Source organism: Streptomyces sp. PsTaAH-137 (assembly GCF_003259365.1).
Taxonomy (GTDB): Bacteria; Actinomycetota; Actinomycetes; order Streptomycetales; family Streptomycetaceae; genus Streptomyces.
This window is the reverse complement of the sequence record NZ_QLLY01000016.1, coordinates 147,700-174,481: the sequence shown is the minus strand read 5'-3', so window position 1 is coordinate 174,481 and position 26,782 is coordinate 147,700. Positions and strand designations below refer to the sequence as shown.

Here is a 26,782-nt window from a genome sequence, read left to right as displayed (position 1 = left end):
CCGTGCGCAGAACGTGGGACGACCGGGGGTCGTCCCCCATCCAGTACGCGATCGCGTTCCCCGTGGTCCTCGTCATCACGTTCATCCTGATCCAGGGCGTGCTGTGGGCCTATGCCCGCAACCTCGCCTACACCGCCGCCCGTTCAGGGGTGGCGGCCGGTCGGCTGTATGAGGCCTCCCCCGCCGACGGCTCCGCCCGCGCCCGCCAGGCGCTCGATGATCTGGGGGGCAACATGCTCACGAACACGAGCGTGAGCACCGCGGGCAGCAGCCAGGACACCATGCGCGTCCACGTCAGCGGGCAGGCTTTGACGATGCTGCCCGGCTTCCACCTGAGCGTCGCGGCGACCGTGACCGGGCCCATCGAGCACTGGACGACCGGAGGCCCGCGATGACCCGTCGCCGGGCAGGCCGGTGGGCGGTGCTGCGCAACGATCGGGGCAACGCCGCCGTCGAGGCCGCTCTCACGGTGCCGGTGCTGATCGTGCTGGTGCTGCTGTTCATCGCCGCGGCCCGTCTGCAGCTGGCCGGTCAGAAGACCGACGCGGCTGCCCAGGCGGCGGCGCGCGCGGCGTCCCTTGAGCGCACTCCGGGCAAGGGACGGGCAGCGGCAGAGCGGGCCGCCCGTCAGGCGCTCTCCGGTGAGCAGCAGGCCTGTTCGCACGTGGGCGTGCAGGCCGACACCTCCGGGCTGGCCGTGCCGGTCGGTCAGGTCTCCGCAGTCACGGTGACCGTCACCTGCCGCGTTCCCGTCGGCGATCTGGTCCTGATCGGCGGCGGGCCCGGCGTGCGCACCGTGACCAGCAGCTTCACCTCCGTTGTCGACGCCTACCGAGGTCGTGGATGAACTCGCCGCAAATTTGGGCATGGGCGCGCCGGCGGCGCGCGGCTTTCGACGACCGGGGCGGCATCAGCATCTTCGTCGCGGTCATCACCGGCCCGCTGATCCTGCTGGCCGGTCTCCTCACCGTCGACGCCTTCGGCGCGCTGCGGGCCCGCGAACACGCCGACGCCCTGGCCGTGGAAGCCGCCCGCGCCGCCCAGCAAGCCGTCGATCTCGACAGCCTGATCCCCGCCAAGGGAGTGCGCGTCGACCCAGCGGCCGCCACCGCGGCCGCCCGCACCTACCTGTCGCGTGCGCACGCCAGCGGATCGGTACAAGTCAGCGACGGCGGCCGCCGGATCACCGTGACGGTCACCAGCTCCTACCGCGGGAAGTTCTGGCCGCACACCTACCACCACCGTGTCTCCAGCACCGCCACCCTGCTGTACGGCACCACCCGGCCCGAGGACGGCGAAACCCGATGAACCGCTCCCCCGCACCCGCTGCCCGCACCCGTCCGCGCCGGACCAGCGCCGCCCTGGTGAAGGCCCTCGGCGCGCTGTGCGCGTTCGCCGTGACGCTGGGCGCGCTGCCATGGCTGCTGTGGCACGCCACCGCCGCGATCGCCTCCGGCGGCCTGGACGCGGCCCGGCACCTGTTCGACCGTCAGGACACCGGCGCGCTCGCACTGCTGGCCGTCTGCGTGATCGGCTGGCTCGCTCTCGGCAGCTTCGTGCTGTCGGTGCTGCTGGAGATCCCCGCCCAGCTCCGCGGAGTACGCGCCCCACAACTACCGGGACTTCAGATCAGCCAGCGGGCGGCGGCCGTGCTGGTCGGCTCGCTGCTGGTGCTGCTGCCGACCGGCACCGCCCTGGCCGCCTCCCCCGCCCAGGCCGCGCCCCGCACCGTGGCATCGGCCAGTGCCGAAACCGAACCGGGCTCCGCCGTCGCGGTGCAGCAGAGCACTCAGTCGCACAGCGAGCAGGCGCCACAGAACGGGCACCATGACACGTACACGGTGCGCGACACCCGCCCTGCCGAGAGCCTGTGGTCGATCGCAGAGCGGCTATACGGGCACGGCGACGCGTTCACGCACCTCGTCGACGCTAACGAGGGCCGCACGATGGTCGACGGGCGGACCTTCCACGCGGACGCGCCGATCTATCCCGGGTGGGTGCTGCAGCTGCCCGCCGACGTTCCCCGCCTCGACACGGTGGCGAGCCCCGCGGGTGCCGACGGCCACAACGGCGAAGGCCTGCAGCCGCAGGGCGAGACCGCCCAGGATCAGGCGCACGTCGTCAAGCCGGGCGACACCATCACCGGCATCGCGCAGGACGAGACCGGGGACGCCGCCAACTGGCGTGCCGTGTACGAGGCGAGCCGCGGCGCTCAGCCCGACGGGTTGCCCCGCATCACCGACCCCGACCTGATCGTCCCCGAGCAACGGGTCACCATCCCCGCCGAGCTCCAGTCGGCCCCGCACACCTCCAATGAGCACGAAGAGCGACACGACCGGAGCCCCGAGCAGGAGCGCGACAAAGACCAGCAGGATGCTGCGCCGGACGAGGCGAACGAGGAGGCCTCTCCCCCAGCCCAGGAGACCGAGCGGCCGTCGGACACAGCTGCACCGCAGAGCCCGGACGCGGAAGGAGAGCAGGGCGACCCTGCGGGTGCGGGCACCCATGGGCGGCCCTCGAATCCACCGACGGTACCGGCGACGCCCTCAGCTCCGGGCCACCGCAGCTCCACGCCCGCCGAACGACCCTCTGCGAGCGCCACACCGACCTCCCCGGCAGCCGAGCAACCGCGTAACTCCGCTGCCGCAGAACCCGCCGCACCCGCCACGACAGCGCCCCAGTCCGGGCAGCAGCAGGAGAACGCGCACGGCTCCCCCATCAGGACGCGCACCGGACTGCAGGCTTTCGCGCTGCTGGCCGGGGTGATCACCACGGCGTTGCTGGCACGTCGGCTCTGGCAGTGGCGCACCCGCCGCCCCGGCCAACAGGCCCCGGCCACCGAGCCGGTGCCGGTCGAGGATGTGCTGGAGACGGCGGCACACGACGGTGCACACGGAGTCGAGCGCCTGCAGACGGCACTGCGACTCCTGACCCAACTACCCGACGGCGAGGCCCCGCCGGCACTTCGGGCTGCTCGGATCACCGCGGACAGTGTGCACGTTCTTCCCGACGACGTAACCGCCGAGGCGCAGGCTCCATTCACCGGTACCCGGGCCGGCTGGTGGGTGCTTCCCCACACCGTGGACCTGCCCGCACCGGCCGAGACCAAGACCGACGAACCGCCCTATGCGGCCATGGTGACCCTGGGCGCCACCCCGAGCGGGGAGTTGCTGCTGGCCGATCTCACTGCCTGGCAGGTCCTCCTGGTCGACGGCAGCCGCCAGGAGAGGGCCGAAGTGATGGCGGCGATGGCCACCGAGCTGGCCATCGGCCCCTGCGCCGATTTCGTCGAGGTGTACACGTGCGGCATGGGCTCCCTGGCCTCCGACCTGCGCACCATGGGCGTGCAGTACCTGGCCGACCCCCGCCTCGCGGCCGGTGAGTTCGCCCATCGCGTCCTGGAAGCCCACCAGGATCCAGAGGCCCGCGGCTTCCCCTACATCGTGCTGTGTGCGGCCGAGGCCGAGGACGACATCCTGTGGCAGCTCGCCGAGTCCCTCAGCCGCGCCGAAGGCCTGACGCCCTGCGCCCTGGTCCTGCCCGCCGAGGCAGCCAGTGTCTTCCCCGACGCCGAAATGCTGGACGCCTCCACCGACGGCCCGCAACGCATCGACGCGGTCGGCGACGACATCACGCTCCAGCGCCTGGACGCCGTCTCCATCACCGAACTGGCCCGCGCCTGCGCACAGGCTGAGCAGCCGCCCGACGATCCGCAGGGTGTGTGGGAGCACGTGCCGCCCGAGCCGGTCGCCGTTCCCGGCCCGCCCGTCCGTCCTGTGCCCGCTGCCCCCTCCCTCGCCGACACCGAGCATGGCGACACCCAGAGCGCTGCCCCGTCGCCTGACGGCGAAGGCCAGCCGGAGCCGACTGCCGTGACAGCCGGACAGCCGCTGGTGTTCCAGGCACTGCTCGCATCGAGCGACCCGGGCCAGACCGACTTGCGGCCTGTCCCGCCCGCAGAGGAACAGACGAAAGCGAGTCCGGCGATCGGCCCGCGGTTCCGTATCCCGGTCGTACACGCTCTGACCGCGCCCGAGCGCGTCGCCCCCATCCCGGAGACCGATGAGGACCGGGCTGTCACCGAGGCCGGACAGCACCATGAGGCACCCCGCCTGCGCGTCCTGGGCAATTTGGCGATGGACAACCTGCTCAAGGGACCGGCAGGCCCGCGGCTGGTCGAACTCACCGCACACCTGCTCCTCAAGCCCGGCAGCAGCGCCGACCGGCTGTGCGAGGACCTGGGCGACGACGAACCCTGGTCGCCTCGCACCCTCAGCGCCCGGCTGCGGGATCTGCGCACCGCTCTGGGATCGGACCCCGACGGCACCCCGTACGTTCCCCAGCGCACCGGCAAGACCTCCCCCTACGCGGTATCGGACAAAGTGCAGTGCGACTGGCACGACTTCCAACGCCTGTCCGAACTCGGTCTCAGCCGCGGCGCGGACGGCCTGCCGTATCTCGAGCGGGCTCTGGCCCTGGTCGACGGGGTGCCGCTGAACGGCCATCCCGCGAAATGGATGACCGGCGTGCGCACCCGCATGCAGGCCGACATCACCAACGTCGCCCACACCGTGGCCAGCTACCGCACCCAGGACGGCCCGCACCAAGACCTGCCCAGCGCCCGCACCGCCTGCAGGACAGGCCTGACGGTCGACTCCTACTGCGAGTGGCTGCACCGAGACCTCATGCGCGCCGAAGCAGCCGCCGGAAACCACACCGGGCTACGCGCGGCCATCGCCACCTGGCGGGAGATGACCAGCAGCCTGCCGCCCGGACAGATCGACCGCGCCACGATGGCACTCGTCGACGAACTCCTGGACGCCTCCTGATCCGTTCGGTCAGGCGGCAGCAAGCTCACGGGCGGCGCAGGCAAGCAGGTCACGGGTGGCCGCCCCAGCGGAGGCGGCCTGGCAGTGATTGTCAGCGCAGACCTCGGCGAGGGAACCGGACTTGCTCACTCAGACCACAATCCGCGTCCCGCAGATCGTCGCGTCGGCGGGCACCTGGACGCGCCCGTACTCACTGGAGTCCTGGGTGTCCCGCTCGTAATCGCACGGAGTTCCGAAATCCGCTTCGACCCGGCGGACCGGCCCTGCGAACGCGAGATTGGTGGCGGCGCGGTCATAGGGGGGCGGTTGCTTCAGCCGTTCGGGATCGTCGAGCCTGCACATGAGAGCCAGCAGTTCCGTCACGCTCATCGCCATCCGTCCATTCGTCCATCCTGCCGTTCCGCGGCGAGAGCGGAAGGACTGGGATGCGCAAGCAAGCGCCCGTAGGTGAAATACTCTGGCATTCACCGCTCCGCCGACAACGGCCCGGATCTCCGCCGGTGCAGGAACGACGTCGTCGACCAGCTCAACCTGGATCAGCGTCAAGCTGCCATCGATGCGCACCGCGTACATGGACTTCTCCCCCGAGTCGCACAGCGGCCGGGGCGGCCGCGCAGTGCTGGGCCCGTCGTAATGCGCAGCCAACCGACCCGAACCACGTTTCCGGGACCGCCATCCCTCAGGCGCCCAGCGATTTCTCACGATGCGTACAGCGCCCACTGCACGCTGCCCGCGCCTTTTTCTCGTAGGCGAAAGCTACAGGTCTCATAGGGTTCGCAGAATGTGCAGTGTGTTCCGTTGATGGACTGAGCACGCTGCACCCCGCCTCCCTCTCTCGGGCCTAACAGACGGCTTCCAGCTGAGCAAGCAAGTGCGCGCCTGTTCAACAAGCGCAGCAAGCGGATGAAAGGCGGCGCACCGGCGCGCGCGAGCACGAGCCCGAGCTGGCAGGGCCGGTGTGCCGCTCGTGGAGCGCGACCGGCCCGAGGGCACCGGGCAGCCAAGACCGGCGGTCAAGGTGCCGGTAGGCAGGTACCCGCAGACTCGGTAGACGCTCCCGCGAGACGGGTCACAGGCTACTTCTCGGTCCAGTAGTCAGCCAGCATCTCTCCCGGCCAGCTCGGCTCACGAACTGGCCCGCGAGGACCCATTTCGGTGAAGTACGGGGAGAGGTCATAGACCTTCGTCCCGATCACCGCGTCCAGATCGGCGACCCGAAGCCGGAGGCCGTCGACCTGGAGCAGCCGTGGGAACGACTGCGCGAGCTGGTTAGGCCTGCGGTGGTTGCGGTGGGCGAAGGTGCCAGTGGCTGGCCATGCAATGTTCCCGCGTGGGCTGCGGGCGTGATACTCGACATCGTCCGGCGAGGCCTGATCGAAGTGCCACAGCACGACTAGGTGTGAGAACTCCTCAAGGCCCTGAACAGCGTCGATGGGGAACTTTTCGTCAAGCTGGATTACCGACTCAATGCCGCCCCAGTAGTCGTCGGCGATCTCCGCACGGCCCTCAATGACCATCCCGATCGACTCGATCCCCAGCGTCATGTCCTCGCCCTTCAGCTCCGCAGCCAACACCGTTGCTGATCAATCTACTTCGGACAGATACGAGGCTGCTCGGCCGTCGAGAACGCCGACCGCCGGAATGCCGCGTCGGTGGTATGGAGTGAGCAACGTACGCATGTTCTCGACCGCCTGGCGTGCCCGGCCGGAGTACATGCCCCCCTCCATGGCGTCCAAGACCCTCGTCCACGTTGCGCAGGCCTCTTCCACTCGCCCTTGGCCGATCTGAGTCGCACCCATATATCCGAGAGTCACCGCGTGCGTGCGCCGGAATGCAGCTCCCCGTGTACGTACGGAGCGGCGGAACTGTGTGATGGCGCGGTTCGGATCCCCCAAGTCCCGCAGAGTGCAAGCTGTCTCATGGGCGAGGGAGGCCTCGCCGAAGAAGAAGGTTCGATCCGGTTCCGGAACGCCGTCATGAGCCTGCCTGAGATCGTCCTCGGCTCGCAGCAACGCACGTGCCGCCCCCTGGTTCTGCTTGTTCGCCGCCAGGGCCCGCGCGTGCACGACGCCGAGTAGAGCCCGCTCGCGCGGCGTGGCCGCGGAATAGCGCTTGCCGTGCACCGATGCTTGGGCGATTTCCAGCGCCTCCTTCCGGAACCCGAGGTCCAACGCCTGGTGAGCCATCGCTCGCAGGATGTGCGCGCTCAGCGGCTGGTCACCTGCTCTAGCCGCAAGTTTGACCGCGGCGTTGAAGCGTCGGAGCGCCACATCGTGCTCACTGTTGTCGAACGCCATCCAGCCGGACACGTAGGTGAGCTCCGCGACCGCGCCGAACATGTTTCGCCGAACCCGGTCGTCGGTGAAGCGTCCTTTGAGGAATGGCGCAGCTTCCCACGTCAGGTACTCGTCCAGCGCTCGCCGTCCGTGACCACCGCCGCGGCGCTGGTCCATTGCGGAGAACGCCACGGTGAGCTCCCGGACGGTACACACGTCGCCGCTGCCCACCCGTTGCCCGGATGCCGGCGTGGCACTCGTGGGTGGCTTCGACATGGCTTCCCACCATGCCGAGTCAGGCAACGCAAGGGCTGCGGCGGAGTACACCCCACCCGCCAGAAGACGGCGCCGGTTCGCGTCCACTCCACTCCCCAGTTCGCTAAGCGCGATCAACGGATCAACGCGCCAGTCCAGCGCCTCCTGCGCTGGCGAGGTGGGAACTGCGAACCCGGCCTCTTGCGGCGTGATGGCACGCTTCAAGCGGCGGGACAGCGCCTCGCACAACATAGCTGGTGCCACACCCGTCGGTTTCGAGCCCTCGACCCATGCGGTGACGTGAGTGCGTCCAATTCTTGAGTTCTCTACCGACTCCCCGGCCAAAGTCTCCCCGGCGACTCGGTTATACGCGGCAGCGGTCTGCGCTCGTGACCAGCGCGCTTCCACCAGTAGCTCCTGAAGCCGCTCGTTTCTCTCGCGCGCCATCGTGCGCCCCCGCAGTGGAAAACGATCTTTGGTCATTTTATTCAACCTGGCATGGCCGCAGGCCGGCCCTCCATCACGCTACCGCTCAACTTCACTCTCAGTTGCCGGAGTTGGCAGAACGTCAGCCGTTCGAGGAGACCTTCATCAGATGATCTTTGTTCACCTTGTTCACCCTGAGCCCCTTGCACCGGTACCCCCATCGGTGCCCGAGCGGTTCGCTTGTTGTGCCAGCCCACAATGAGCAGGAGCACCCCACATGAACTCCTTAACTGGCCCGACCACCATGAGCGTCGGCAACCTGGCAGCCGTCGGGCAGCAGCGGCGGAACGGGCCCCAGCAGGTCAGCACCACGCCTGCTTCTCTGCCGCCCGCCGAACCGTCGAAGATTGCTGCGGCCGGTGCGCGTGAAGCACATGTGGTGCCGCGTCTGCGCAGGATCGGAGCCGCGTGGCTCCGTCATATGTGCCGTATGCCGGAGGAACGCGTCGAGGACGTGCTCATCGTTCTCTCTGAGCTCCTCACGAACGCTGTCCTGCACGGCAAGGGACACTCGGTGAGCTACCTGAGTTGGTCTCCCCGGCCCGGCTGGATCCGCTTCGAGATCAGTGACGAAACCGAGGCCTCGGATCCTCAACCCCAAGACCCCGCTCCGATGGCCGAGTCCGGCCGAGGGCTGCTCCTGGTCTCGATGTTCGTCAAGGAGATGGGCGGCGAGTGGGGCTACAGCAACCACGGCGCCACGGCTTGGTGCTGCCTGCCCATCGACGACGATCAGCCCGTGAGCTGGCGGAGGGCTCTGTGAGCACCGCATCCGTGGTGGAGGCCCCTGCGGCCGAGGCGCCGCCGGGCACGCCCGTGGCCGTCTACGCCTGCCTCGCCAACCGCGAGTTCCGGGATTCGGTTCTGCGCGGGGTCGAGGACTTCGTGCCCAGGCATGGGTGGGTGCCGGTCGAGACGTTCGTCGACATCTCGGAGTTCGCGTCGCCGGCCGACGAGCGCCCTGAGCGCGCCAGGGCCCTGGCCCTGGCGGCTTGTGGTGAGGCGAAGGGTGTGGTGGCGCCCAGCTACTCGATGCTCAGGCACGGCGCGGAGGAGCGTGCCGAGATCACTGACTGGCAGGAGCGTACCGGGGCGTGGGTGTCGAGTCCGTGGAACTCGGTGGAGGTCACCGCCAGGCTCACGGGTGTGGGTCGGTGAGCGCGGCAGTGCGTCACCGGCGGGCTCGCGGCCGTCAGTGTCTGCGGTTGCCGCGGCTGCGTTGGGTGGTGCGCCATCCGTTGCAGTATCTGGCCGCGCTCGGCTTTGGTCCGGTACAGCTCATCCTCCTTCCGACGCTCGTCGGCGGTGTCGCCGTCATGGTGTTGGTGCTGAAGCCGGACTCGCCCTGAACTGGGGCTCCCCCGGCGGTTCAAGGGTCTGGGCGGGGGAGTCGGCGCAGCTTTGCCGGTCTGCGCCCCGGCCGCGTCTTTGTGGGGAGGTCGCGGCCGGCCTTTCCACCCGCCCGCTGTCAGTGGGGCGGTGCAGTGCCCGGGGACGGCCCTGTGACAAGGGCCCAGCCGGATGAGGCGTGTGGGGGAGGTGTCCCCTCCCCCGTCTCCCCCACACGCCGCCATCGACGAGAAAGGACGCCCATGGAGACCTTCGCTGAACTCCGCAGCCGCCTGGCCGGTGTGGCGTCGCGAATACGCACTGCGCCCGGTACCGGGTGCGCCGCCGCTCCATTCGCTAGACCGACTGACGAAGGACAAGTTTCCCCATGACAGACATGACAACCAACGCCGACGAGGCCACCCGCCTGCGCAACGAAATGATCGACGAGCTGCGGAACCAGGGTGACATCACCTCCCCCGAGGTCGAGGCGGTGATGCGGAAGGTGCCGCGGGACCGCTTCACCCCGCCGGGACTTGCGCTGGCAGAGGTCTACGACCCGTGGAGCGCCGTGATCACCAAGACGTCCGCGCACGGCGTGCAGACCAGCAGCGTGTCCGCCCCGCAGGTACAGGGCTTCATGCTGGAGCAGGCGAAGATCAAGCCGGGGATGAACGTGCTGGAGATCGGCTCGGGCGGCCTGAACGCCGCCTATCTCGCCGAACTCGTGGGCCCGGAGGGCTCGGTGACCACGGTCGACATCGACCCCGAGGTCACCGAGCGGGCAGAACGCCTCCTGTTGGAGAACGGCTACGACCGGGTCCGCGTGGTGACTGCCGACGCCGCCGAGCCCGTCCCCGGTCTGGGCGTCGCGGACGTCATCCTCGTGACCGTCGGCGCCTGGGACATCCCGCCGGCCTGGACGCACCAGCTCAACCCGCAGGGCCGCCTGGTAGTGCCGCTGCGCACGCGCGGCCTGACCCGCTCCGTGGCCTTCGTCCTGGACGGCGATCACCTAGAGTCCGAGTCGGCAAAGGTCTGCGGGTTCGTCCCCATGCAGGGCGCCACCGAGCACCACGAGCAACTCCTGCTCGTGGCGGGCACCGAAGAGATCGGCCTGCGCTTTGACGACGGCGTGCCGATCAAGCCGAGCCAGCTCGACGACGCCGTCACCACACCACGGATCGAGACCTGGACGGGTGTGACGATCGGCCGCCGCGAGCCGCTGGCCACGCTCCAGATGCACCTCGCGATCACGGTGCCCGGCTTCTGCATCATGAGCGTCGATGCGGAGAAGGACAGCGGCATCGTCGCTCCCACCAAACTCGGGTTCTCGCTCGCCGCCGTCTCGGACGACTCCTTCGCCTACCTCGTGCACCGCCCATCCGGGGACACGGACGTCGAGTACGGCGTCCACGCCCTGGGACGCCACGCACAGCAGCTCGCCGACAACCTCACCGAGAGCCTGCGTGACTGGGCCGCCCACCGCCGCGGCGGCCCGGTGCCGGTCATCCGGGCCTATCCGGCCAGCACCCCCGATGACCAGATCGTCGGAGACCGGGTCATCGACAAGGTGCACAGCCGGATCTCGCTCTCCTGGCCCGCGGTCTAAGACTCCGCGACGCCAGGCCGTCATGCACCACTCCACACCTTGAGGAGAGTGATTCACATGAGCGCCGCTGCCGTGCTCGACCAGACGACCGCCACTCCGGTCGACGAGGACGACGACTTCGCGCCCCTTAGCGTGAAGGTCGTTCTGGCCGCCCATCCGCTGGGCCGGCTGATGTGCTCCACCAACGACGGCTGCGGCCAGACCTGCTCGGGCGGAGCCAGCTCGTGCAGCTCCCTGGTCCGCGACCCCGAGTGACCGGCTGCTGAGCCGTCACCGCCAGCGGGGGCGCCGAAATGTCTCGGCGCCCCCGCGCCCGTTGGTGCCCCTGCGAGCAACCGGAAGAAGCCATGGGAGACGTCACCTACCGGTGGACCAGAGCCGCAGTGCTCCGCGCCACCACCGCCCCCAACCCCGCCGACCGTCTTGAGACGTCCGATCTGAACAGCCCGGCCACCACCCGCATGTGGCTCGCTCAGCTCTTCGCCCGCCCAGATGTCCGCAACGCGTTCTTCGCCGCGAGCCCCGTCCTCACCCAGGCCGTGGAGTCCATCGTGGCCGGCACGCAGACCCAGCCGCGGCAGATCCGCCGGGCCGCTCTGTCCGTCACCTCCTATCTCCTGCGGTGGCGCCACCGCCCGACCCCGTTCGCCCTGTTCTCCGGGGTGGCCACCGTCACGGCCGGAGCGAGGCCGACCGTGCGCTTCGGCGACGCGCACCCGGTCTCCCTGCGCGCCGACGGCGAATGGATCAGCGACATCGTCCGCGCGCTGGAAGATGACCCTGCCGTACTGGCCGAGCTGTCCCTGGTCGCCAACAACGGCGCGCACACACGCGGGAAGCGGATCGCCGCGCCCGGTGTGCCGGCCGATGGCCACGACCTGCTGATGGCGCCCGACGAGATGTCTCTGCGCAGGACCCGGCCAGTGGAGGCCGCCCTGAGTGCGGCCGCGACGCCGATCACCTACCGGGCCCTGCGCGACCACCTGACCGGGCTGTTCCCGTCCGGGGCGGGCGGGAAGATCGATGGTGTTCTTCGCGAGCTCGTCGCGCACAACCTGCTCATCACCAGCCTGCGCCCGCCGATGACCGTCCTCGACCCGCTGAAGCACGTGTGCGGTGAACTCGACCGGATCGAGCACCCCCTGGGCGAGGAGCTGGGAGACCTGCACGCCGCACTCGTCGGGCACTCGGACACCGCTGCCGCGACGGACCTGCGCACGCTGACCCGGCGCATGCACCAGCAGTCCGCCATCGCCCCGATGCCCCTCGTCGTTGACACCGCCCTGGACTGCGACGTGCAGATACCCGGTGCCGTCATCGCAGAGGCAGAACGGGCCGTGGCCGTACTGCACCAGGTCAGCCCGCTGCCCCACGGGCACGATCAGTGGCGGGACTGGCACTGGAGATTCCGCGAGCGCTACGGGCCCGGCGCCATGGTGCCCGTCCTCGACCTGGTCAAGGACAGCGGACTTGGCTGGCCCGCGCAGTACATCGGATCAGAGCGCCGCAAACCACCGACGCCCGTCACCGACCGGGACCGGCTGCTGCTGCGCATGGTTCAGCGCGCCGCGAGTGACGGCCGCACCGAGCTCATCCTGGACGACGCCGCAGTCACCGAACTGGCACAGGCCGCGGGAGACGACAAGACCTACAGCGACCGCAGCGAGCTCGCCGTCGAGATCCACGCACCCTCCACGCGCGCCCTGGCCGACGGCGACTTCCGCCTCGAAGTCGTCGGTGTTCCCCGTCCCGGCACGAGCATGCTCGGCCGCTCGGCCCACGTGCTGCCTGCCGCCATGCGACGGCAGATCAGCCAGTCGCTGCGGACGCGGCCGCGCGCCATCACGGCGCAACTGTCCTTCGGCCCCCGTCGCCGCCGCAACGAGAACGTCGCCCGCACCGGGCGGCTCCTGACCTACGTGATACCTCTCGGCGAGCACCCGCCCGACAGCGGCCCCACGATCCCGCTGGACGACCTCGCGGTCACCGCGAGCGCGACACACCTGTTCCTCGTGCAGCGCTCCACCGGCCGCCCCATCGACGCCCGGATACCGCACGCGCTGGAGGCCGGCATCCAGACCCCGCCCCTGGCCCGGCTCCTGGCCGAGATCAGCGGCGGGCGACGCGCCGCCTACGGCGAGTTCGACTTCGGGGCCGCGTCCCGGCTCCCCTATTTGCCGCGGGTGCGCTACGGCCGCACCATCCTCAGCGCCGCCCGCTGGCTCCTCGCCACCAGCGACCTGCCCGGCCCAAGCGCCACGCAAGAGCAGTGGGACGAGCAGTTCACCCTGTGGCGCCACAGCCTGCATGTCCCCGACCGGGTATCGATGAGCGAGTACGACCAGCGCCTCACCCTGCGCCTGGACCAGACCGCCCACCGCTGCCTGCTGCGCGCCGCACTCAACCGGCTCGGGGAAGTCGAACTGCGGGAGACTCCGGACGCCGACGCATACGGCTGGATCGGCCGCGCCCACCACATCGCCCTGGCCTTCCACCGCACAACACCCGCACCGGCCAAGGATCCGCGCCCGCCCGCCCGCACCGCGCCGCCGCCACCGATCCAACTGCCCGGCACAGGCAACATGGTGCGCGCCCACCTCCACGGCCACCCCCACCGCTTCGACGAAATCCTCACCGACTGGCTCCCTGCGCTGCTCGACCCGCTCGGCGACGACGGGCGGGAAAGCTGGTTCACCCGGTACCGCGACCTGTCCCGACCCGACACCGGCCAGTACCTCGACCTGTCCCTGTCCACCCCCACCGACGACTGGAGCCTGATATCGCTCGAAGTGAACCGGTGGGCCCGCGACCTGCACGACGCCGGGCTCCTCTCCCGCCTGACTTTCGAGTCGTACCAGCCCCAGCCCGGCCGCTACGGCGCCTCACCGGCCGCTGCCGAGGCCGTGCGCGCGGTCTTCAGCGCCGACTCCCGGCTGGCCATCGAGCAGATCCGCTACGCCGACCGGCACGGCATCGACCTCACGGTGCTCACCGCGGTCAGCCTGATCGACCTCTCCACCGGCCTGCTCGGCGCCACGAAGGCAGGCCTGGCCTGGCTTCTCGAACACGCTCCCGCCAAGGGTCGCCCCGACCGCGAGCTGCGCCGCCAGGCCATCCAGCTCTACGACCGGCACCACCTTCCCGGCACCGACGCCCTCATCGAAGCCGGGGAAGCGCGCGCCAAGGCGGTGGCCGTCTACCGCCAGGCCCTGCTCGCAGAGGCGCGCTCCCCCAGCTCGCTCCTGCGAACCCTGCTGCACCAGCACCACGTGCGCGCGCTCGGCGTCGACACGACGAAGGAGACAGCCGTACTCCACCTCGCCCGCACCGTCGCCCTGCGCCACCTGCCCCGCAAGGCGGCCCGATGAACGCCGCCGCCCGCCGTCTCGACGACTTCGCGGCCCACCTGGCACAACCCGGGGACAATGATCCCAACTCCCCATGGGCGGGACAGTCCCTCGCATCGGGCGCCGCCGGGATCGCACTCTTCCACTCCGAGTACGCGGCCCGCGGCTTGGCCCGATGGGTCCCGGCGCACCGATGGATCAGCCAGGCCGCAGCAGGCGACATCAGTGCCTCCGACACCACCGGGCTCTACCTCGGAGCGCCCGCGGTCGCCTTCGTCCTGCACACCGCCCCGCCAAAACGCGCCCTCCTCTACGAGGATGCCGCTCAGGCATTGCACGGTGAAGTACTCGCCCTGGCCCACCGCCGCGTGGACACGGCCACCGTACGGATCAAGGAGAAACGAGCCGCCTCCTTCGGCGAGTACGACACCTTCCACGGACTCACCGGGATCGGCGCCTACCTGCTGCGCACAGCCCCCGAGAGCAACGCCATGGAACGAGTACTGGACTACCTCGTCGCGCTGACACAGCCTGTCGGCACGGACGTGCGTGTGCCGGGCTGGTGGGTGGACCACGACCCGCAGCGAGGGCATTCACTGCCCGGGGGCCATGGCAACCTCGGCGCGGCGCACGGCATCACCGGCCCGCTGCTTCTCCTGGCCCAGTCGTTGCGCCGAGGCCACGACGTCACCGGACAGGGCGAGGCCATCCGCACGATCTGCGGCCACCTTGACGCCTGGCGTCAGGACTCCGGCGCGGGCCCGTGGTGGCCCGAGCACATCACCCGCGGCGACCTCGCGGCCGGCCGACCTCATCACCCCGGCCCGGGACGCCCCAGCTGGTGCTACGGCACCACCGGCATCGCCCGAGCCGGACAACTCGCGGGGATCGCACTGAACGACACAGCCCTGAAAGCCGCGTACGAGGACGCCCTCCGCCACTGCCTGAGCGACCCGAGCCAGCTCAGCACGGTCGTCGACGCGAGCCTGTGCCACGGATGGGCGGGCATCTACCAAACCGCGTTCCGCGCAGCCCAGGACGCCCCGCACCTGCGCACACTCCTGCCCTCGCTGGGCGACCGCCTCCTGACCACGGCCACACCCGACACGGAGCAGGGCCCCGGCTTCCTGGAGGGCGACGCCGGATGCGCGCTCGCCCTCACCACCCTCACCGCCACCACAGCGCCAATCACCGGATGGGACTCATGCCTGCTCATCAACTGACCCCCACTGCCTACCCCCGCATCACCGGCGAGGTAAGCAAAGCCGTCCTGGACGTGCTCGCCGGCCAGCCGATCGACGCGACAGCGCTCCGCGCCGGCATCACACCCTCCAGCCTCACCGATGCCGTCGACGCGTTCGTCGCAGCCGGAACCGATGCCCTCTTCCGCCACCAGCACCAGCCCCACTGGGTGCAGGTCTACGTCGAGTTCCCCAACTGGCACGACGCCGACCAGATCGCCTACGAGCACCTCGTGCCCTTGCTGCGACCCCTGGAAGCCGATGGCTCCGCGTCCATGTGGTGGTTCATCCGCAAACACCCCTACTGGCGGATGCGGGTGCACACCGAACACCAGAACCACGTGAGCGACCAGCTCGACGCCCACCTCGACAACCTGGTCCAGGCCGGACACCTTCGCTCCTGGCTACGCGGACACTACGAGCCCGAAATCGCAGCCTTCGGCGGCCCCACCGGCATGCTCAACGCCCACCTGCTGTTCGCCTCCGACAGCCAGCACATCCTCAACCTGCAAGGGGCGCCGCAACTCCCCCTCGGCCGCCGCGAAATCTCCGTACTGCTGTGCACCGTCATGATGCGGGCCGCCGGCCTGGAACTCGGCGAACAAGGAGACGTATGGGACCGCGTCATCAACGAAGAGCACCGCAACATCAAAGGCCGCGACCAGCAGATGCACGCGATGGCCGAAGCCATCCGCCCACTGCTCCTGGCAGACCTCAGCGACGACGGCCCCCTCTTCGGGCCCGACGCGCCGTTGCAGCCCATCGCGGAATGGGCGGCCTCCTTCCGGCTCGCCGGCGACTCCCTCAAGGCCGGAGTCGCAACAGGCACCCTGGAACGCGGACTGCGCCGCACTCTCGCCTACCAGATCATCTTCCACTGGAACCGACTCGGCCTATCCACTGGCGTACAGAGCGGCCTGGCACTCGCAGCACGAACCGCGATCTTGCACCCACCGAACTAGTAGTTCTTCGTTAGGTTCTGGTGCGACCCGCCGGGAGCCCTCCTCTACGCGGGTGAATCGTGCAACGTGTCTGCCGTGTTCCCCTTCGGGTCCGGTAGGCTCCGCTGTGCCTGGCCTCGTACGCGGCCAGTTCTGGGTGCCCTTATCCGACCGTGGGCATTGGCAGACAACCTACGTGCGCTGTAAGTCGGCTGTTCACCTGTTGTGGTTCCTTGCACGCATCCGCGTCTTCATTGCCTAGGTCGGAGGCAGGGAGAACGCCATGCACGATCGCCGTCAACTCGTCGCAAGCCGAGTTCAGTTCACGGGCGAGACTTTGCGCGGGGCACGCCTGCGCCTCGAAGATCTCGACCGGTATGCCTGCCTGATTCCGGCCGCCTCACAAGACCAGGCCCAACTCGAGGCTGTCCTCTTGGACGGCCTCGGCCGGTTGTCGGACTCGGTCCGCCCGCTCGGCATTCATGAAGCCATCCCCGCCACCGACGCGTTGGTCCTGCGTCTGGAGTCCGTGCACGCTGTACGCGTTCTGCTGGACCTGCTGCCGCACCGCAGCCGGAGGGGCCCCTGGCGAGGGGTCCGGCAGCTGACCGTGCGGCCGGACGGTCAGTACCTGTGCTTCGAACTGCGCACCCGCCGCAAGCGATACCCCCACGAGCGTCCGGGCAGCGCGCATGTGAGGATCGCGGGAGCGCACGACGAGGACCTGCACGCCGTTCTCGCCGCGCACACCGCGCAAGTCATGCAAGACGGCGGCACTCCCCACTGGGATCCGGCCGTAGCGGAGCGCTTGCTCACGCGGCGCGAACCGCTCGAGCGCGACGTACTGCGACAACTTGCCCCTGCCACCGGCCTGGCCAGCCTGATCGTGCGCCGCCCCCGGCTGTGGGACAGCTTGGCCGGCTACACCCACGTAGCGGTGAGCCGCGAACGTGTCGACTACGGCGTCGACTGGAGAGTGGACCGCCCCGTCGACGGGCAACCGCACGACCAGAGGCTGCTGGATGCATGGACCGACGACGTCGTCGGCGGCCAGCTCGGCGTCGTCCACCACGATTGCGGGCCCACGCGATGCGTCATCACCCTGGCCCCGCCGCACATGCGGGCCCGCTCCGGCGGGACGCTCACCATCACCAGCCACACGGATGCCCCCACGGAAGACGGTGCTTCGCATGCCGCCCGGCCGCTGACCGCCCTCGGTGACGCTCGAGGGCGCAGCCGGCCGCTGCGCCAGGCACCGAGCAGGCGCACGGATCAGGCAGGGAGCATCGTCGGACTCATCAAAGCCTCAACGCCCGAGTCGCCGAGCATCGATCTGCCCGGGACGGCCACACAGATTGCTGCCGTGTGGGCGGCCCAGGGCTTCGCCACCGGCCTCATCGTGATCGGCAAGCAGGACCCGATGTTCGACTGGGCTCTCACGCGGCGCCGGAGGCGCGGCGAGTGGCCCACCGAAAGGATCCCCACCACGGCGGCCCGGTGGAGCCGGCTGCGCTTGGCGCCGCCCCCGGGGAGCCTGTGGCACTTGCGCACCGACACCTCCGATCCCCAGCTCTCCGATGTCCTCGCACAAGCGCGTCGCGACTTCGACCGCGTTCTGCTGGTCGAGGACACCGCCTGGCAGACCAAAATCGCCCAGCTCGGCGCGGGCGTCGACCTCCGGCTGCTGGTCCTGGAAGCAGCCCCCTATCCGCGCAGCATCACGTTGCCGCCCGCCCCGTACGCCCCCACGCGTTCGGCCCAGATGACCTTGTCCCCGCGGGAGTCCGCCTTGCAGTGGCGTCTGGACCACCTGGGCAACGGCAGCGCACTCGATCAAGCACCCACCGGATTGCTCCTGCTGCCCGGCCTGGCGCCACACCCCGAACACCCCGCAGACGACGCATTCGCTCGCGAGGTCGAAGATCACCTGGCACTGATGGGGGCGCAGGTGATGGGCAGGTTCCCAGGGCGCGGGATCATGATCCACGGCACCGACCACAGCCCCCACCCGCTCACCGTGCTCGATCCCCCGGTAGTTGACGGCAACAACTTGGTCCACGCGCCGCACGGCTCCATGGAGGAGGCCGCCACTGGTCTCGCCCAACGCCTGTGGCCAGCCGCCACGGTCTCAGCAGACCGCGACGCCGACACCTCGTGAGCAGCGATTGCAGGAGGTTGCTGGCGAGGAAGGTGCGTGCTGCCCGTAGCGCGCACCGACACGGGATGTGAGGTACGCCGCGATTGACGACAATGCCCTACGCTGCCCGTAACCGGCGCGCGCAGCTCCGGTTTCGAGCGGGCCGGTTGCCTCCCCGGGTCCGGAGTCGCCAGAGGGTGTGGGGCGCCCACTGCGCAACTCTCTTCGTGCTGTTCAGCTGGTGACGCTGGCGCGTGGCTGGGTCGGCCCGGGGCGGCCCTGGAAGGGTCACGCCATGCCACATTCGGTTCGTCGGCGCGCAGCTGCTCTGCGCCGTACGTATACGCAGGAAGGGCAGTCCGTCGCGGGTAGCGCGGTTCGCGGCCATGGTGTCGGTCTGGGGATGGACCGTTGTACGCCGCAGCAGCGGCACCTGCGGGCGCTGCTGGCGCTGGGCTGGTTCAATTCCGATCTGGACACCGTGCGCGGTCGGTGGTGCGCCTACGGGCTGACCTCGTACACCCTGCTCCCCTCCCCTACAGACGGTGAGTTGAGGATCTGGACGAACTGGGCCGAGGGCGCGGTGCGCTGGCTGGTGCCTGGCGGTGACGAGTGGCCGTTCCGGATTCCCGGGTTGCGACTGGAGGCCACCGACGGCCGGATCTGGCGCTTGCGGCATCTGCCCACCCAAGCCGTCCTCACCGTCGTCGAGGGGAGCGGGCGGGGCAGACGCCGCCCGGCACAGTGGGTGGATCCGCAGTGGATCCGCCCGACCACCGCAGCCCTCACCGACGTTGAAGCCGATCAACTGGGCGCCGTGCCTGCCATGACGTCGGCCGCTTCCGAGCTCCTGGCCGCCCTTCCCGTCCGCATGGCCTTGAGGGATCCGCGGGGCGAATGGGCGATCGGCGGCTGGTGGGGCGATCCGCTCGACCGTCCCCAGCAGCGCTCGGTCACCCAAGCTCTGCGTCGGCTCGACGGGGCGGGCGACCGCTGGGAACTGGCATGGACGGGCTACCCCTTCCCCGATGACCTGGCCATCGCGCTCTCCCACCCCACCGTCGGCCTGAGCGATACACATCGCCAACGCACCCGCACCGGCTGGGACATCCACCACAACGGAGCCGTCCTCACCCTGCGCTCCCTCGAATAGGCGGTCCCTCGCCCGGGCCCGCTGCCGGTCAGCAGCGGGCCCGGACATCCGGCAGACGACTAAGGAGCCGCTCGTTGAGCGATCTGGCGTCCGATGCTTGTCCACGTCGGTTCTACGGCTTCGCGCTCAGGAGCGTTGGCCGGAAGGGACCCGAGGAGGCCGGCGAGCAGGTCGAGGGCTTCTTGGGTGACGTACCGGTCCGGGGAGGGGCTTTGCAGGTGACGTCGCAGCAGGTCGTCGTCGATCTCGTGCTGCTGCAGGTAGGCGGCGATGGTACCGACGACGAGGCTGTTGTAGGCGAGGGAGTCGGTGAGCGCGTACAGGACCAGGCGCTGCCACTCGCCCCGGCAGTTGGCGTACTGGCCTCCGACCCGGACGGCCTCGGCCAGATGCCGGTTCATGTGCCGCGCGAACTCCTCCACCACAGCCAGGAGCTCCGCCGGAACCTGTGCGGGCAGCACCGCGCCTGAAGGGGCAGCAGCACAGGCGTCGGGGGCCGGCGGGATCCCGTCCCGCACGGACTGCAGATTCGGGTGGTGCACGGCGACGCGTGGCTCAACCGACCGGCGTACGGGCTGTTTGCGTGAGTAACTGGACATGGGTGTCCCCTCGAGCCGCTGCCCACGAACGGCCGTAACCGGGCCCTCAAGGCCCTTACGGTCACTGCGATGCCACACCAGGGCTCGGGCCTACCTGTCCGCCGGCGTGTGGGCTGCGCGACGGCTCTCAGCCGGGCACCGTCGCAGTGCGAAAAGGCGGCGCCACCCCAGCAACGCTCCCACGCACTCATCCGTTACGCCGCCCTTGTAATCCCGCTCGCGGCCGCCCTCGCCGACTCTGGAACCCCGCCGCATCCTCGAACACCGCAGCACGTGCAACGGCACAGTGTTGATCGCTCTGAGATCAGGGCTCGGTGCTCTCTTCGTCGGCATCTGGCATGGGGACGAGCCGGTCGCTGTCTGAGAGGTCGAGCGCCCGGTGGATGCCGCTGATGGGCGGGGAGTCGTTGTCGGTGACGATGATCTGCAGTTGGTCGATGTTGTCTGTGGCTGCGCCGAGCAGGGCTGCATACATGTTGCGCAGGCGGCGGAGGTCGTGACCTTCGTGGCCGACGTTGCTGCTGATGCCGTCGATGATCAGCAGGTTGGGCAGGGGGATACTTTCGTCCGCCATCGCTACCCGTTGGTGGGCCAGTACGTGGGCCACGTTGACGAGGACCTCGACGCCCTGTGATTCGAGGTCCGCGAAAGAGCGGCCGTCGACGACCGGCAGATATGTCTCGCGGCTGATCCGCGATCCGGGACGGTTGTCGAATCGGGGTGCGTCGAATTCTCGCAGCGAGGCTTCGAGTGCTTGGTCGAGGTTGGAGAGTCGTTCGTGGACGGACGGATTGCTGTGGCGTGCGGCAGCGATGCGTTCGTTGAGTTCGTCCTGTTCCTGCTGGAGTTGCGCCACCCTCTCTCCCTGGCCGCGCAACCGGTCGTGCAGGTCCAGGGCGTCGCGCAGTCGGGCGAGATGTTCCTCGAGGCGGCCCTGGCGGGCTGCGAGTTCGCGCACGCGGTCGGTCTCGTCCGTGAGGTAGATCGCCGCGGCCCGTTCAAGTTGGCTGCCCAGGTCTGAGCGCAGCTGCTGGAGCGCGGCGCGCCGTGCCTGGAGGGTGTCGAGGCGGCGTGTGCTGCGCTCTACCAGCTGGTCGGTCTCGGCGACCTGGTCGATGACGCGGTCCTGTTCAGCGGCGAGTGCTGCGGGGGCCGGGGTGTCGGGTGGGGTCTGCAGGCACAGGCGGCAGGTGTCTTCGTCCCCGCGCTCTGGGACGTCTGAGCCGCAGCGTGGGCAGGTGTGGAACTCGAAGTCGTTGAGCAGGCGTTCTGCGACCAGGGCTCGGGTAAGGCGTCTGCTTTGAGCAACAAGCTGCCCGCGCAATTCCTGCAATCGTCCGATGGTTGCCCGCTCCGCAGCCTCCGCATCGCTCATCTGACCCAGGTCGGCTTCCACCTCGGAGATCTGCTCCCGCAACACGACGGTGGTGGGGGCCGTTGTGCGCTCGGCCAGGTGGACGTCTTGCCGTCGGGCGCTGGCGAGCTCTGCTTCAGTCTGGTCCCGTTGGACTTCAAGTTGGGCGCGGGAGGAGTAGTTCGAGGTCTCCAGGATGCGCTCGAGGGTGGCCGCGTCCGCGGTCAGGCTCCGCAGTTCGGTGCTGACCTCGCGCAGGCGCTCGCGCAGCCCAGCGGCTTCGGGCTCGTAGAGGCCGTAGAGGATCTCGAAGACGTACTTGCGCTTGATGTTCTTGTAGTTGTTGTCGGGGGTGCCGAAGACCGAACTGTCGATCTCTTTCTGCCGCAGGATGCAGTACATGAGGTAGTCGCTGATGGTGACGGGCACCAGAGGGCTGGCGTCGTCTGTGGGGGCGCGGGGGACGCGCACGGCGCGCAGGTTCAGCATGTCCAGCCACCAGTCGCGGAAGGTCTGGTCGTAGCCTTCCTGGAGCTCGCTGGCGGGCAGTCGCCATACCTCCTGCTGGCCGCCGACTTCGGCGATGTCCACCTTGGCGGTAGCGGTGGTGACGAGGTGGCGGACGATACGGAACCGGCGGTCGCCGACGACGACTAGGCCTGCAATGGTTCTGCCCCGCAGCTCCGGGATCACCTTGACGTCCGCTCCCAGCAGCGCGCGCAGGCAGTTGACGGTGGCGGTCTTGCCTCCGCTCATCGCGCCGACGATCGCGTTCATCCCTGGTGCGAAGCGAACGGTGCGTGTGGTGCCCAGGAGCTGCAACTCTTCGATGCGCAGTCTCACAACGGGGTCCCCCAGTCCGCCTCGACGATGTCGGGGAACTCTTCGTAGATCATGTTCTTGAGCGTGGTGCCGGTGACATCGAAGTGCCGGCGCAGCAGGACGGCACGGTCACGCACGGGTTTCCAGCTCTGGCTGTCGGCCAGGGCCAGTGCTACCTCGTGTCCCTTCTCTGTGCTGCGGTAGGTGGCGATGGCGTCCTCGTGCCGCGGGGTGACGAGGCCCTTGCCGGTGAGGGCTCCCAGGAGTGCGTAGTAGGCGGGATCCCACGGGCCGTAGCGGTATCGGATCATCTTCTGTTCGATGACGCCGGTCAGCCACGGATCATCGCCGACCTCGACGTTGGGGCGCCGGCGCTGCATCAGGACCTTGAACCGGTCCGGATAGCGCAGGAGGAAATCGAGCTTCGCAAGCTTCATACGGCCTTCGATGCCCTTGGCCGTACGGGTGGCGGAGAAGACGTCGATCAGGGTCAGCAGTCTGGCCTGCGCGTCCGGTGACGGCGGTCCGCCGCCGGTAGCGGGAAGGGGTAACTCCCGCACGATCACATCAGGAGGCGTCACGGGCTCTCCCCCAGTCGAACTTGCACTGGTCGGACACGGCGCAGGCCCGGCCCATCAGGAGCACGCCGTCGCGTGCGAAGAGCGGGTGCCGGTCCACTTCCTCGGGTCTGGTCTGCAACGACTCCTGCAGAGAGTCGAAGATGGCGTCCGCCGGGCGAGGGTTTTCGTTCTGCGCGCGCTTCATCCGCCTGGCCAGGAAAACCAGCCGCTGATCGAGGTCGGTTTCGACCGCGTCCTCGGGCCAGGCCCCCCGGGCCACCTCCGTCAGACGGTGGTAGTCGGCGTGGGCGCGCATCATCTGGGCATCCTCGATCACTTCACTGGAGGCGCCGCCGCGGCGCAGCTTGCGCACCAGTTGGGTCTCTTCCGCCACGAGCAGGTCGGCGACCTCGCCCAGGAGAATGTGATCGGGTCGAAGCAGTCGTTGGCGGACGTCGCTCACCGTTGCCTGCGTGATCCGCTTGTCCATCAGCAGCGTCGCCTGCACGTCCAGGGCCAGCAATCGTTGCCACTGCGGTCCCAGCCGGCCCTGTGTGGCGTTCCGTGTGAGGCGCAGGATCTCTGTGTAGAGCGCTTCGATGAGCCCAACTGTCGCGGTGGGCCCACCCAGGCCACTCATGACACGCAGATTGCGGGCCTCGATGTCCTCTCGCCGTGGCAGCCGGCGTACCCGAACGCGACTGAGGAAGTCACGCACCTGGTCCTGCTCGGGCTTTTTCAAGTGGGTGGTGACGCGCGAGAGGCACGTGGCGTTGTCGTGGCCGGCTCCTCGGGCGAGCGCGGCCAGGGGCTCGTCGGCGAGATCGAGCGGTCCTTCTACCGCCACGGTCAGCTGATAGGTCAGGTGCACTGCCTGAAGGCTCTGGTAGGTGCGCCACAGACTCTTCAACGCGCCCTTGGCGAGCACGTCGGTCAATGTCCACGGCTCCACCGCATCGCGTGTCTTGACCTGCTGAAAGTCCCACAGCAGATCACCCGGAGCGCACCGAATATCGCCCTTGCGGGCAATCACGATGTCCTCGATGTGCTCGCAGGTGACGTGCTCCACGCTGCCGTCCGCCGCGAGCATCTCCAGAACGCCCTGCGCCGCGACATGGACCTGGTACTCGTACCGGCGCAAGGTCGTGGAACCGGAATCATCCGGCGCTTCAACCTCAATCGGATCGTCCATATGCCCCCGCCTCGTAACTCCCCAAGCACGAAGCGTAAAAGGACAATGATCAGTCGTCCAGGGCTCAATGATGCGCCTCTCCTCTTGTGCTTCTGTCCACGCCGCACGGTGAGCCAGGGTGAGCTTGGAGGCCGCCCGGACTCGGAGGGCAGGGCTGCCACTCATCGGGCCACGCCTCCGCTCTGCGTTGATCATTTCCCTTCCGTCACGAGCCGCGGTCCGCTTTACTCGGCGCATGGCACACCTGGTTTACATCGACGAGACGGGCTCCGTTGGGAAGGGCGCCCACAAGCAGAAGCTGCTGACGCTGGCCGCCGTGCTCGTGCACGAAGACCAAGTGCAGCCCCTCGCGGAAAAGTTCCGCGAGGTGGCAAGGAAGCACCTGGGGGAAGTACCGGCCGAATTCGAGCTCCACGGAAACGAGATCTGGAACGGCAGCGGCCCCTGGAGTTCCTTGGATCCCACTGAGCTGATCGCCGTCTACGAGGACGCGATCGCGGTACTCGATGATCTCGACGTCGGCGTGTCTTGCTCCAGCATCCACAAGGAGCGACTGCACTCGCGGTACGGCGGGGATGCAGACGAAAACGCCTACCTCTTGGCCCTGCAGTTCCTTCTGGAGAAGATCGACAGTGGGTACAGAGGCAACAAGATCCTGATCGCTGACGAGCAGAAGGAGCATCAGCTGCGAGCGATCAAAATGGTCGCTGATCTGCAGGACTGGGGCGGAGGTCAGGTTTCGGGGACCAAGCTCAAGTCCGTCATCGATTCCATGCACTTCGTGAGCTCTCACGCGAGCCCAGGGGTGCAGCTTGCTGACCTCGTTGCCTATGCGCTGCAGCGTCACTGGAACAGGTGGGACAGCCATCCGAAGGCCAAGGAAGCAATCGGCAGAATCACCGACGTGATCCACCTGCACATGCGCACGTGGCGCGAACCCTGGCCAGCAGACTGAATCTGCACCGACCAGGGAAGGCCGATTAGATCGACGAACTGAACTTCGGCAGTCAGAGGCTGCTTCTCCTACCGGGCCGCGGATCGGTCCGGTAGGAGGAGGCGGCCCCAACGCGCCGTGCGGCAGCATGTCACCGTCCCAGGCCCCCGCCCGGGAAAAGATGCGCGGCGCCGCGCGCTGTGCTGCGGTGTGCGGCAGGCGGGCGGTGGCTGCTTCGGGGGGCGTCGCGGCTACAGGTGGCTGTTGATGCCGAACTGGTTCGACAGGTCGGTGAGGAGTTCCTGTGCGCCGGCGCGCAGTTGTTCATCGTCGTCGGCGGGGTTGACCTGGGTGGTCACGGTCTGGATGCGGCGCGGATGGCGTGCGCGGTCGGCGATGTCGCGGAAGTCACCACCACCGTGGGTGACGATGGGGATTAGGGGCTGTGACTCGAATGTGGTGATGGCCGCCTGGACGTGGCAGGAGCTGTCCTGGCCGAGATGGCGGGCAAGTTCGCGGGCCTGGGCGAGGGCGTCGCGGCAGGCGGCCGCCGTGATGTCGGTGTCGACCGGGAGACCGTCCGTTCGCACTCCCGCCGGCTGGCGGGGCCATGCTCTCCAGGTGAGGTTGGCGGCGAGGACGGTGCTGCCGTCGTGGTGCAGTTCGCTGTGGATCTCCCGGCCCATACGCGGAGAGAGCGTGGAAAAGACCCAGCGGCGCAGCCCCGGGCGGGGCGTGCTCAAGACGGATTCCAGCGTGTGCAGGGGGCTGATGGTGTAGCGGTCGCGGGTTAAGCGCTCGGAGATGGCTCTGGCGTTGCCGCACAGCATGCTGGCCGCTTCGCGGGTCAGAGGTGGTGTGGTGTGGGGCAGGGGGCGTTGGGGCCGGGTTACGGCGATGAACCATGCCGAGGGTTCTTCCTGTTCGGCCAGGACGTCGTCGCGGGTGTGGGTGTAAAGCTGGTCGATCGCGTGCTGAGCGTCGTCGGCGCGGGTGAAGCGGTCCCGGTAGGCGCGTTCGATCTGGTACTCGGCCATCCAGGCGGTGTGGTCACGGTCGCGGTAAGGGACTACGGCGGCCTGCTGGTCCTTGTCCTTGGCAGCGGTGCCGTACACATGGTGGGGGGCCATCGGGCTGGCCGGGATGTCGATGACCAGGAAGCTGGTGGTGGCGTCGGGTGAGGTGAGGATGGCGAAGTAGACGTCGGCCAGGTAGGGCTGGACGTGGTTGCGCAGCCATTGAGCGTACTGCGCGACGTTGGCCTGGGCGGGGTCGATACCCACCGGCTTCGTGTCCTCGTCGGTGACGCCAAAGATGAGCAGTCCGCCGCGGGTGTTGGCCATCGCCGCGACGTCCTTGGCCAACTCGTTCCACCGTCCGTCATACGGCGGCTTGGGCAGGTGTTCCTTCCAGTCCAAGTCGTCGGACTCGGCCAGGCGGGTCTCGGCTGCCATCTTGACCATGTCGAAGGTGAGCGGGCCGGGCGGCACACCGAGATGTCCATGCAGTCGCGTCCAGGAACGAGCCATGCGCGAACCCTACGATGCGACACCGACAGTGTCTCTGCTGTGGCAGCGGCCTCAGCCCTAGTTGTTGCTGGCCATGACGTTGGTGACGCCCCACGTCGATGTCCCCGCGTCATGGAGCGCGGGCACCGACCGGGAGATCGGAGGGTGGCCCGGCCGCCCGGGACGCCCGGAGCGCCTGGTCCGCCA

General features: G+C 68.9%; 23 protein-coding genes. 15 read left to right on the top strand and 8 right to left on the bottom strand.

Translation table 11 applies throughout. The annotated features are described in order from the left end of the window. The first annotated feature begins 2 nt into the window (after positions 1–2). Genes K377_RS30690 through K377_RS41820 form a run of 4 tightly spaced genes read left to right on the top strand, consistent with a single transcriptional unit; the run spans position 3 to position 4,829 of the window. Positions 3–395 carry a TadE family protein gene (locus K377_RS30690; protein WP_111666826.1) on the top strand — a complete coding sequence of 131 codons (393 nt, stop codon included), beginning with the start codon at positions 3–5 and terminating at the stop codon, positions 393–395. Continuing rightward, positions 392–847: a TadE/TadG family type IV pilus assembly protein gene (locus K377_RS30685; protein WP_111666825.1), complete on the top strand. Its 456-nt coding sequence runs from the start codon at positions 392–394 to the stop codon at positions 845–847. The genes K377_RS30690 and K377_RS30685 overlap by 4 nt, the downstream gene beginning before the upstream one ends. Next, on the top strand, positions 844–1,308 hold the full coding sequence (locus K377_RS30680) for a hypothetical protein (RefSeq protein WP_111666824.1): 465 nt from the start codon (positions 844–846) through the stop codon (positions 1,306–1,308). Before K377_RS30685 ends, K377_RS30680 begins: the two co-directional genes overlap by 4 nt. Then, positions 1,305–4,829, top strand: a complete 3,525-nt coding sequence (locus K377_RS41820) for a BTAD domain-containing putative transcriptional regulator (protein ID WP_161194981.1) — start codon at positions 1,305–1,307, stop codon at positions 4,827–4,829. Before K377_RS30680 ends, K377_RS41820 begins: the two co-directional genes overlap by 4 nt. Before the next feature lie 129 nt (positions 4,830–4,958). Here the strand turns inward: K377_RS41820 and K377_RS41815 are convergent, their stop codons facing one another. From K377_RS41815 to K377_RS30655, 3 genes are all read right to left on the bottom strand, one after another. Beyond that, positions 4,959–5,402: a hypothetical protein gene (locus tag K377_RS41815; protein WP_181512680.1), complete on the bottom strand. Its 444-nt coding sequence runs from the start codon at positions 5,400–5,402 to the stop codon at positions 4,959–4,961. Between the two features lie 503 nt (positions 5,403–5,905). Then, the gene (locus K377_RS30660) at positions 5,906–6,373 is read right to left on the bottom strand and encodes a TrmO family methyltransferase (RefSeq protein ID WP_111666879.1); all 468 of its coding nucleotides are present in this window, start codon (positions 6,371–6,373) and stop codon (positions 5,906–5,908) included. A gap of 39 nt (positions 6,374–6,412) precedes the next feature. Then, positions 6,413–7,843: a Tat pathway signal protein gene (locus tag K377_RS30655; protein WP_309252252.1), complete on the bottom strand. Its 1,431-nt coding sequence runs from the start codon at positions 7,841–7,843 to the stop codon at positions 6,413–6,415. A 247-nt stretch (positions 7,844–8,090) separates the two neighbouring features. Here K377_RS30655 and K377_RS30650 point away from each other — a divergent pair, with 247 nt between their 5' ends. The 10 genes from K377_RS30650 to K377_RS30610 all read left to right on the top strand — a co-directional run bounded on the left by K377_RS30650 (position 8,091) and on the right by K377_RS30610 (position 19,606). Beyond that, positions 8,091–8,609: an ATP-binding protein gene (locus K377_RS30650; RefSeq protein WP_161194980.1), complete on the top strand. Its 519-nt coding sequence runs from the start codon at positions 8,091–8,093 to the stop codon at positions 8,607–8,609. Then, positions 8,606–9,004 carry a hypothetical protein gene (locus K377_RS30645; RefSeq protein WP_111666820.1) on the top strand — a complete coding sequence of 133 codons (399 nt, stop codon included), beginning with the start codon at positions 8,606–8,608 and terminating at the stop codon, positions 9,002–9,004. Before K377_RS30650 ends, K377_RS30645 begins: the two co-directional genes overlap by 4 nt. After that, a complete protein-coding gene (locus tag K377_RS41410) occupies positions 9,001–9,195 on the top strand; it encodes a hypothetical protein (RefSeq protein ID WP_146614781.1) in 195 nt (64 codons plus the stop codon). Before K377_RS30645 ends, K377_RS41410 begins: the two co-directional genes overlap by 4 nt. Before the next feature lie 368 nt (positions 9,196–9,563). Next, positions 9,564–10,787 carry a methyltransferase, FxLD system gene (gene fxlM / locus K377_RS30640; protein WP_111666819.1) on the top strand — a complete coding sequence of 408 codons (1,224 nt, stop codon included), beginning with the start codon at positions 9,564–9,566 and terminating at the stop codon, positions 10,785–10,787. Positions 10,788–10,844: 57 nt separating this feature from the next. Beyond that, positions 10,845–11,042: an FxLD family lanthipeptide gene (gene fxlA / locus K377_RS30635; protein WP_111666818.1), complete on the top strand. Its 198-nt coding sequence runs from the start codon at positions 10,845–10,847 to the stop codon at positions 11,040–11,042. Between the two features lie 92 nt (positions 11,043–11,134). After that, the gene (locus tag K377_RS30630; protein WP_111666817.1) at positions 11,135–14,155 is read left to right on the top strand and encodes a lantibiotic dehydratase; all 3,021 of its coding nucleotides are present in this window, start codon (positions 11,135–11,137) and stop codon (positions 14,153–14,155) included. Next, complete coding sequence (locus K377_RS30625) at positions 14,152–15,357, top strand: lanthionine synthetase C family protein (RefSeq protein ID WP_111666816.1); 1,206 nt, start codon at positions 14,152–14,154, stop codon at positions 15,355–15,357. Before K377_RS30630 ends, K377_RS30625 begins: the two co-directional genes overlap by 4 nt. Continuing rightward, on the top strand, positions 15,339–16,337 hold the full coding sequence (locus K377_RS30620; protein ID WP_111666815.1) for a thiopeptide-type bacteriocin biosynthesis protein: 999 nt from the start codon (positions 15,339–15,341) through the stop codon (positions 16,335–16,337). Before K377_RS30625 ends, K377_RS30620 begins: the two co-directional genes overlap by 19 nt. A gap of 262 nt (positions 16,338–16,599) precedes the next feature. Beyond that, entirely contained in the window at positions 16,600–18,474 is a 1,875-nt protein-coding gene (locus tag K377_RS30615; RefSeq protein ID WP_111666814.1) for a hypothetical protein, read from the top strand. A gap of 382 nt (positions 18,475–18,856) precedes the next feature. Continuing rightward, positions 18,857–19,606, top strand: coding sequence for a hypothetical protein (locus K377_RS30610; RefSeq protein ID WP_111666813.1), 750 nt, complete (start codon positions 18,857–18,859; stop codon positions 19,604–19,606). Between the two features lie 59 nt (positions 19,607–19,665). On the opposite strand, the gene K377_RS30605 is transcribed toward K377_RS30610, so the two are convergent. The 4 genes from K377_RS30605 to K377_RS30590 form a co-directional block, all read right to left on the bottom strand. Further along, on the bottom strand, positions 19,666–20,205 hold the full coding sequence (locus tag K377_RS30605; RefSeq protein WP_111666812.1) for a hypothetical protein: 540 nt from the start codon (positions 20,203–20,205) through the stop codon (positions 19,666–19,668). A gap of 304 nt (positions 20,206–20,509) precedes the next feature. Continuing rightward, complete coding sequence (locus K377_RS30600) at positions 20,510–22,402, bottom strand: hypothetical protein (RefSeq protein WP_111666811.1); 1,893 nt, start codon at positions 22,400–22,402, stop codon at positions 20,510–20,512. Continuing rightward, positions 22,399–22,962: a hypothetical protein gene (locus K377_RS30595; RefSeq protein ID WP_146614780.1), complete on the bottom strand. Its 564-nt coding sequence runs from the start codon at positions 22,960–22,962 to the stop codon at positions 22,399–22,401. Before K377_RS30595 ends, K377_RS30600 begins: the two co-directional genes overlap by 4 nt. Next, entirely contained in the window at positions 22,949–24,133 is a 1,185-nt protein-coding gene (locus K377_RS30590; protein WP_161194979.1) for a dsDNA nuclease domain-containing protein, read from the bottom strand. The genes K377_RS30595 and K377_RS30590 overlap by 14 nt, the downstream gene beginning before the upstream one ends. A gap of 235 nt (positions 24,134–24,368) precedes the next feature. On the opposite strand from K377_RS30590, the gene K377_RS30585 reads away from it, so the two are divergent. After that, on the top strand, positions 24,369–25,088 hold the full coding sequence (locus K377_RS30585) for a DUF3800 domain-containing protein (RefSeq protein WP_111666808.1): 720 nt from the start codon (positions 24,369–24,371) through the stop codon (positions 25,086–25,088). Positions 25,089–25,318: 230 nt separating this feature from the next. On the opposite strand, the gene K377_RS30580 is transcribed toward K377_RS30585, so the two are convergent. Further along, the gene (locus tag K377_RS30580) at positions 25,319–26,521 is read right to left on the bottom strand and encodes a helix-turn-helix domain-containing protein (protein ID WP_202454595.1); all 1,203 of its coding nucleotides are present in this window, start codon (positions 26,519–26,521) and stop codon (positions 25,319–25,321) included. Positions 26,522–26,782 lie beyond the last annotated feature (261 nt).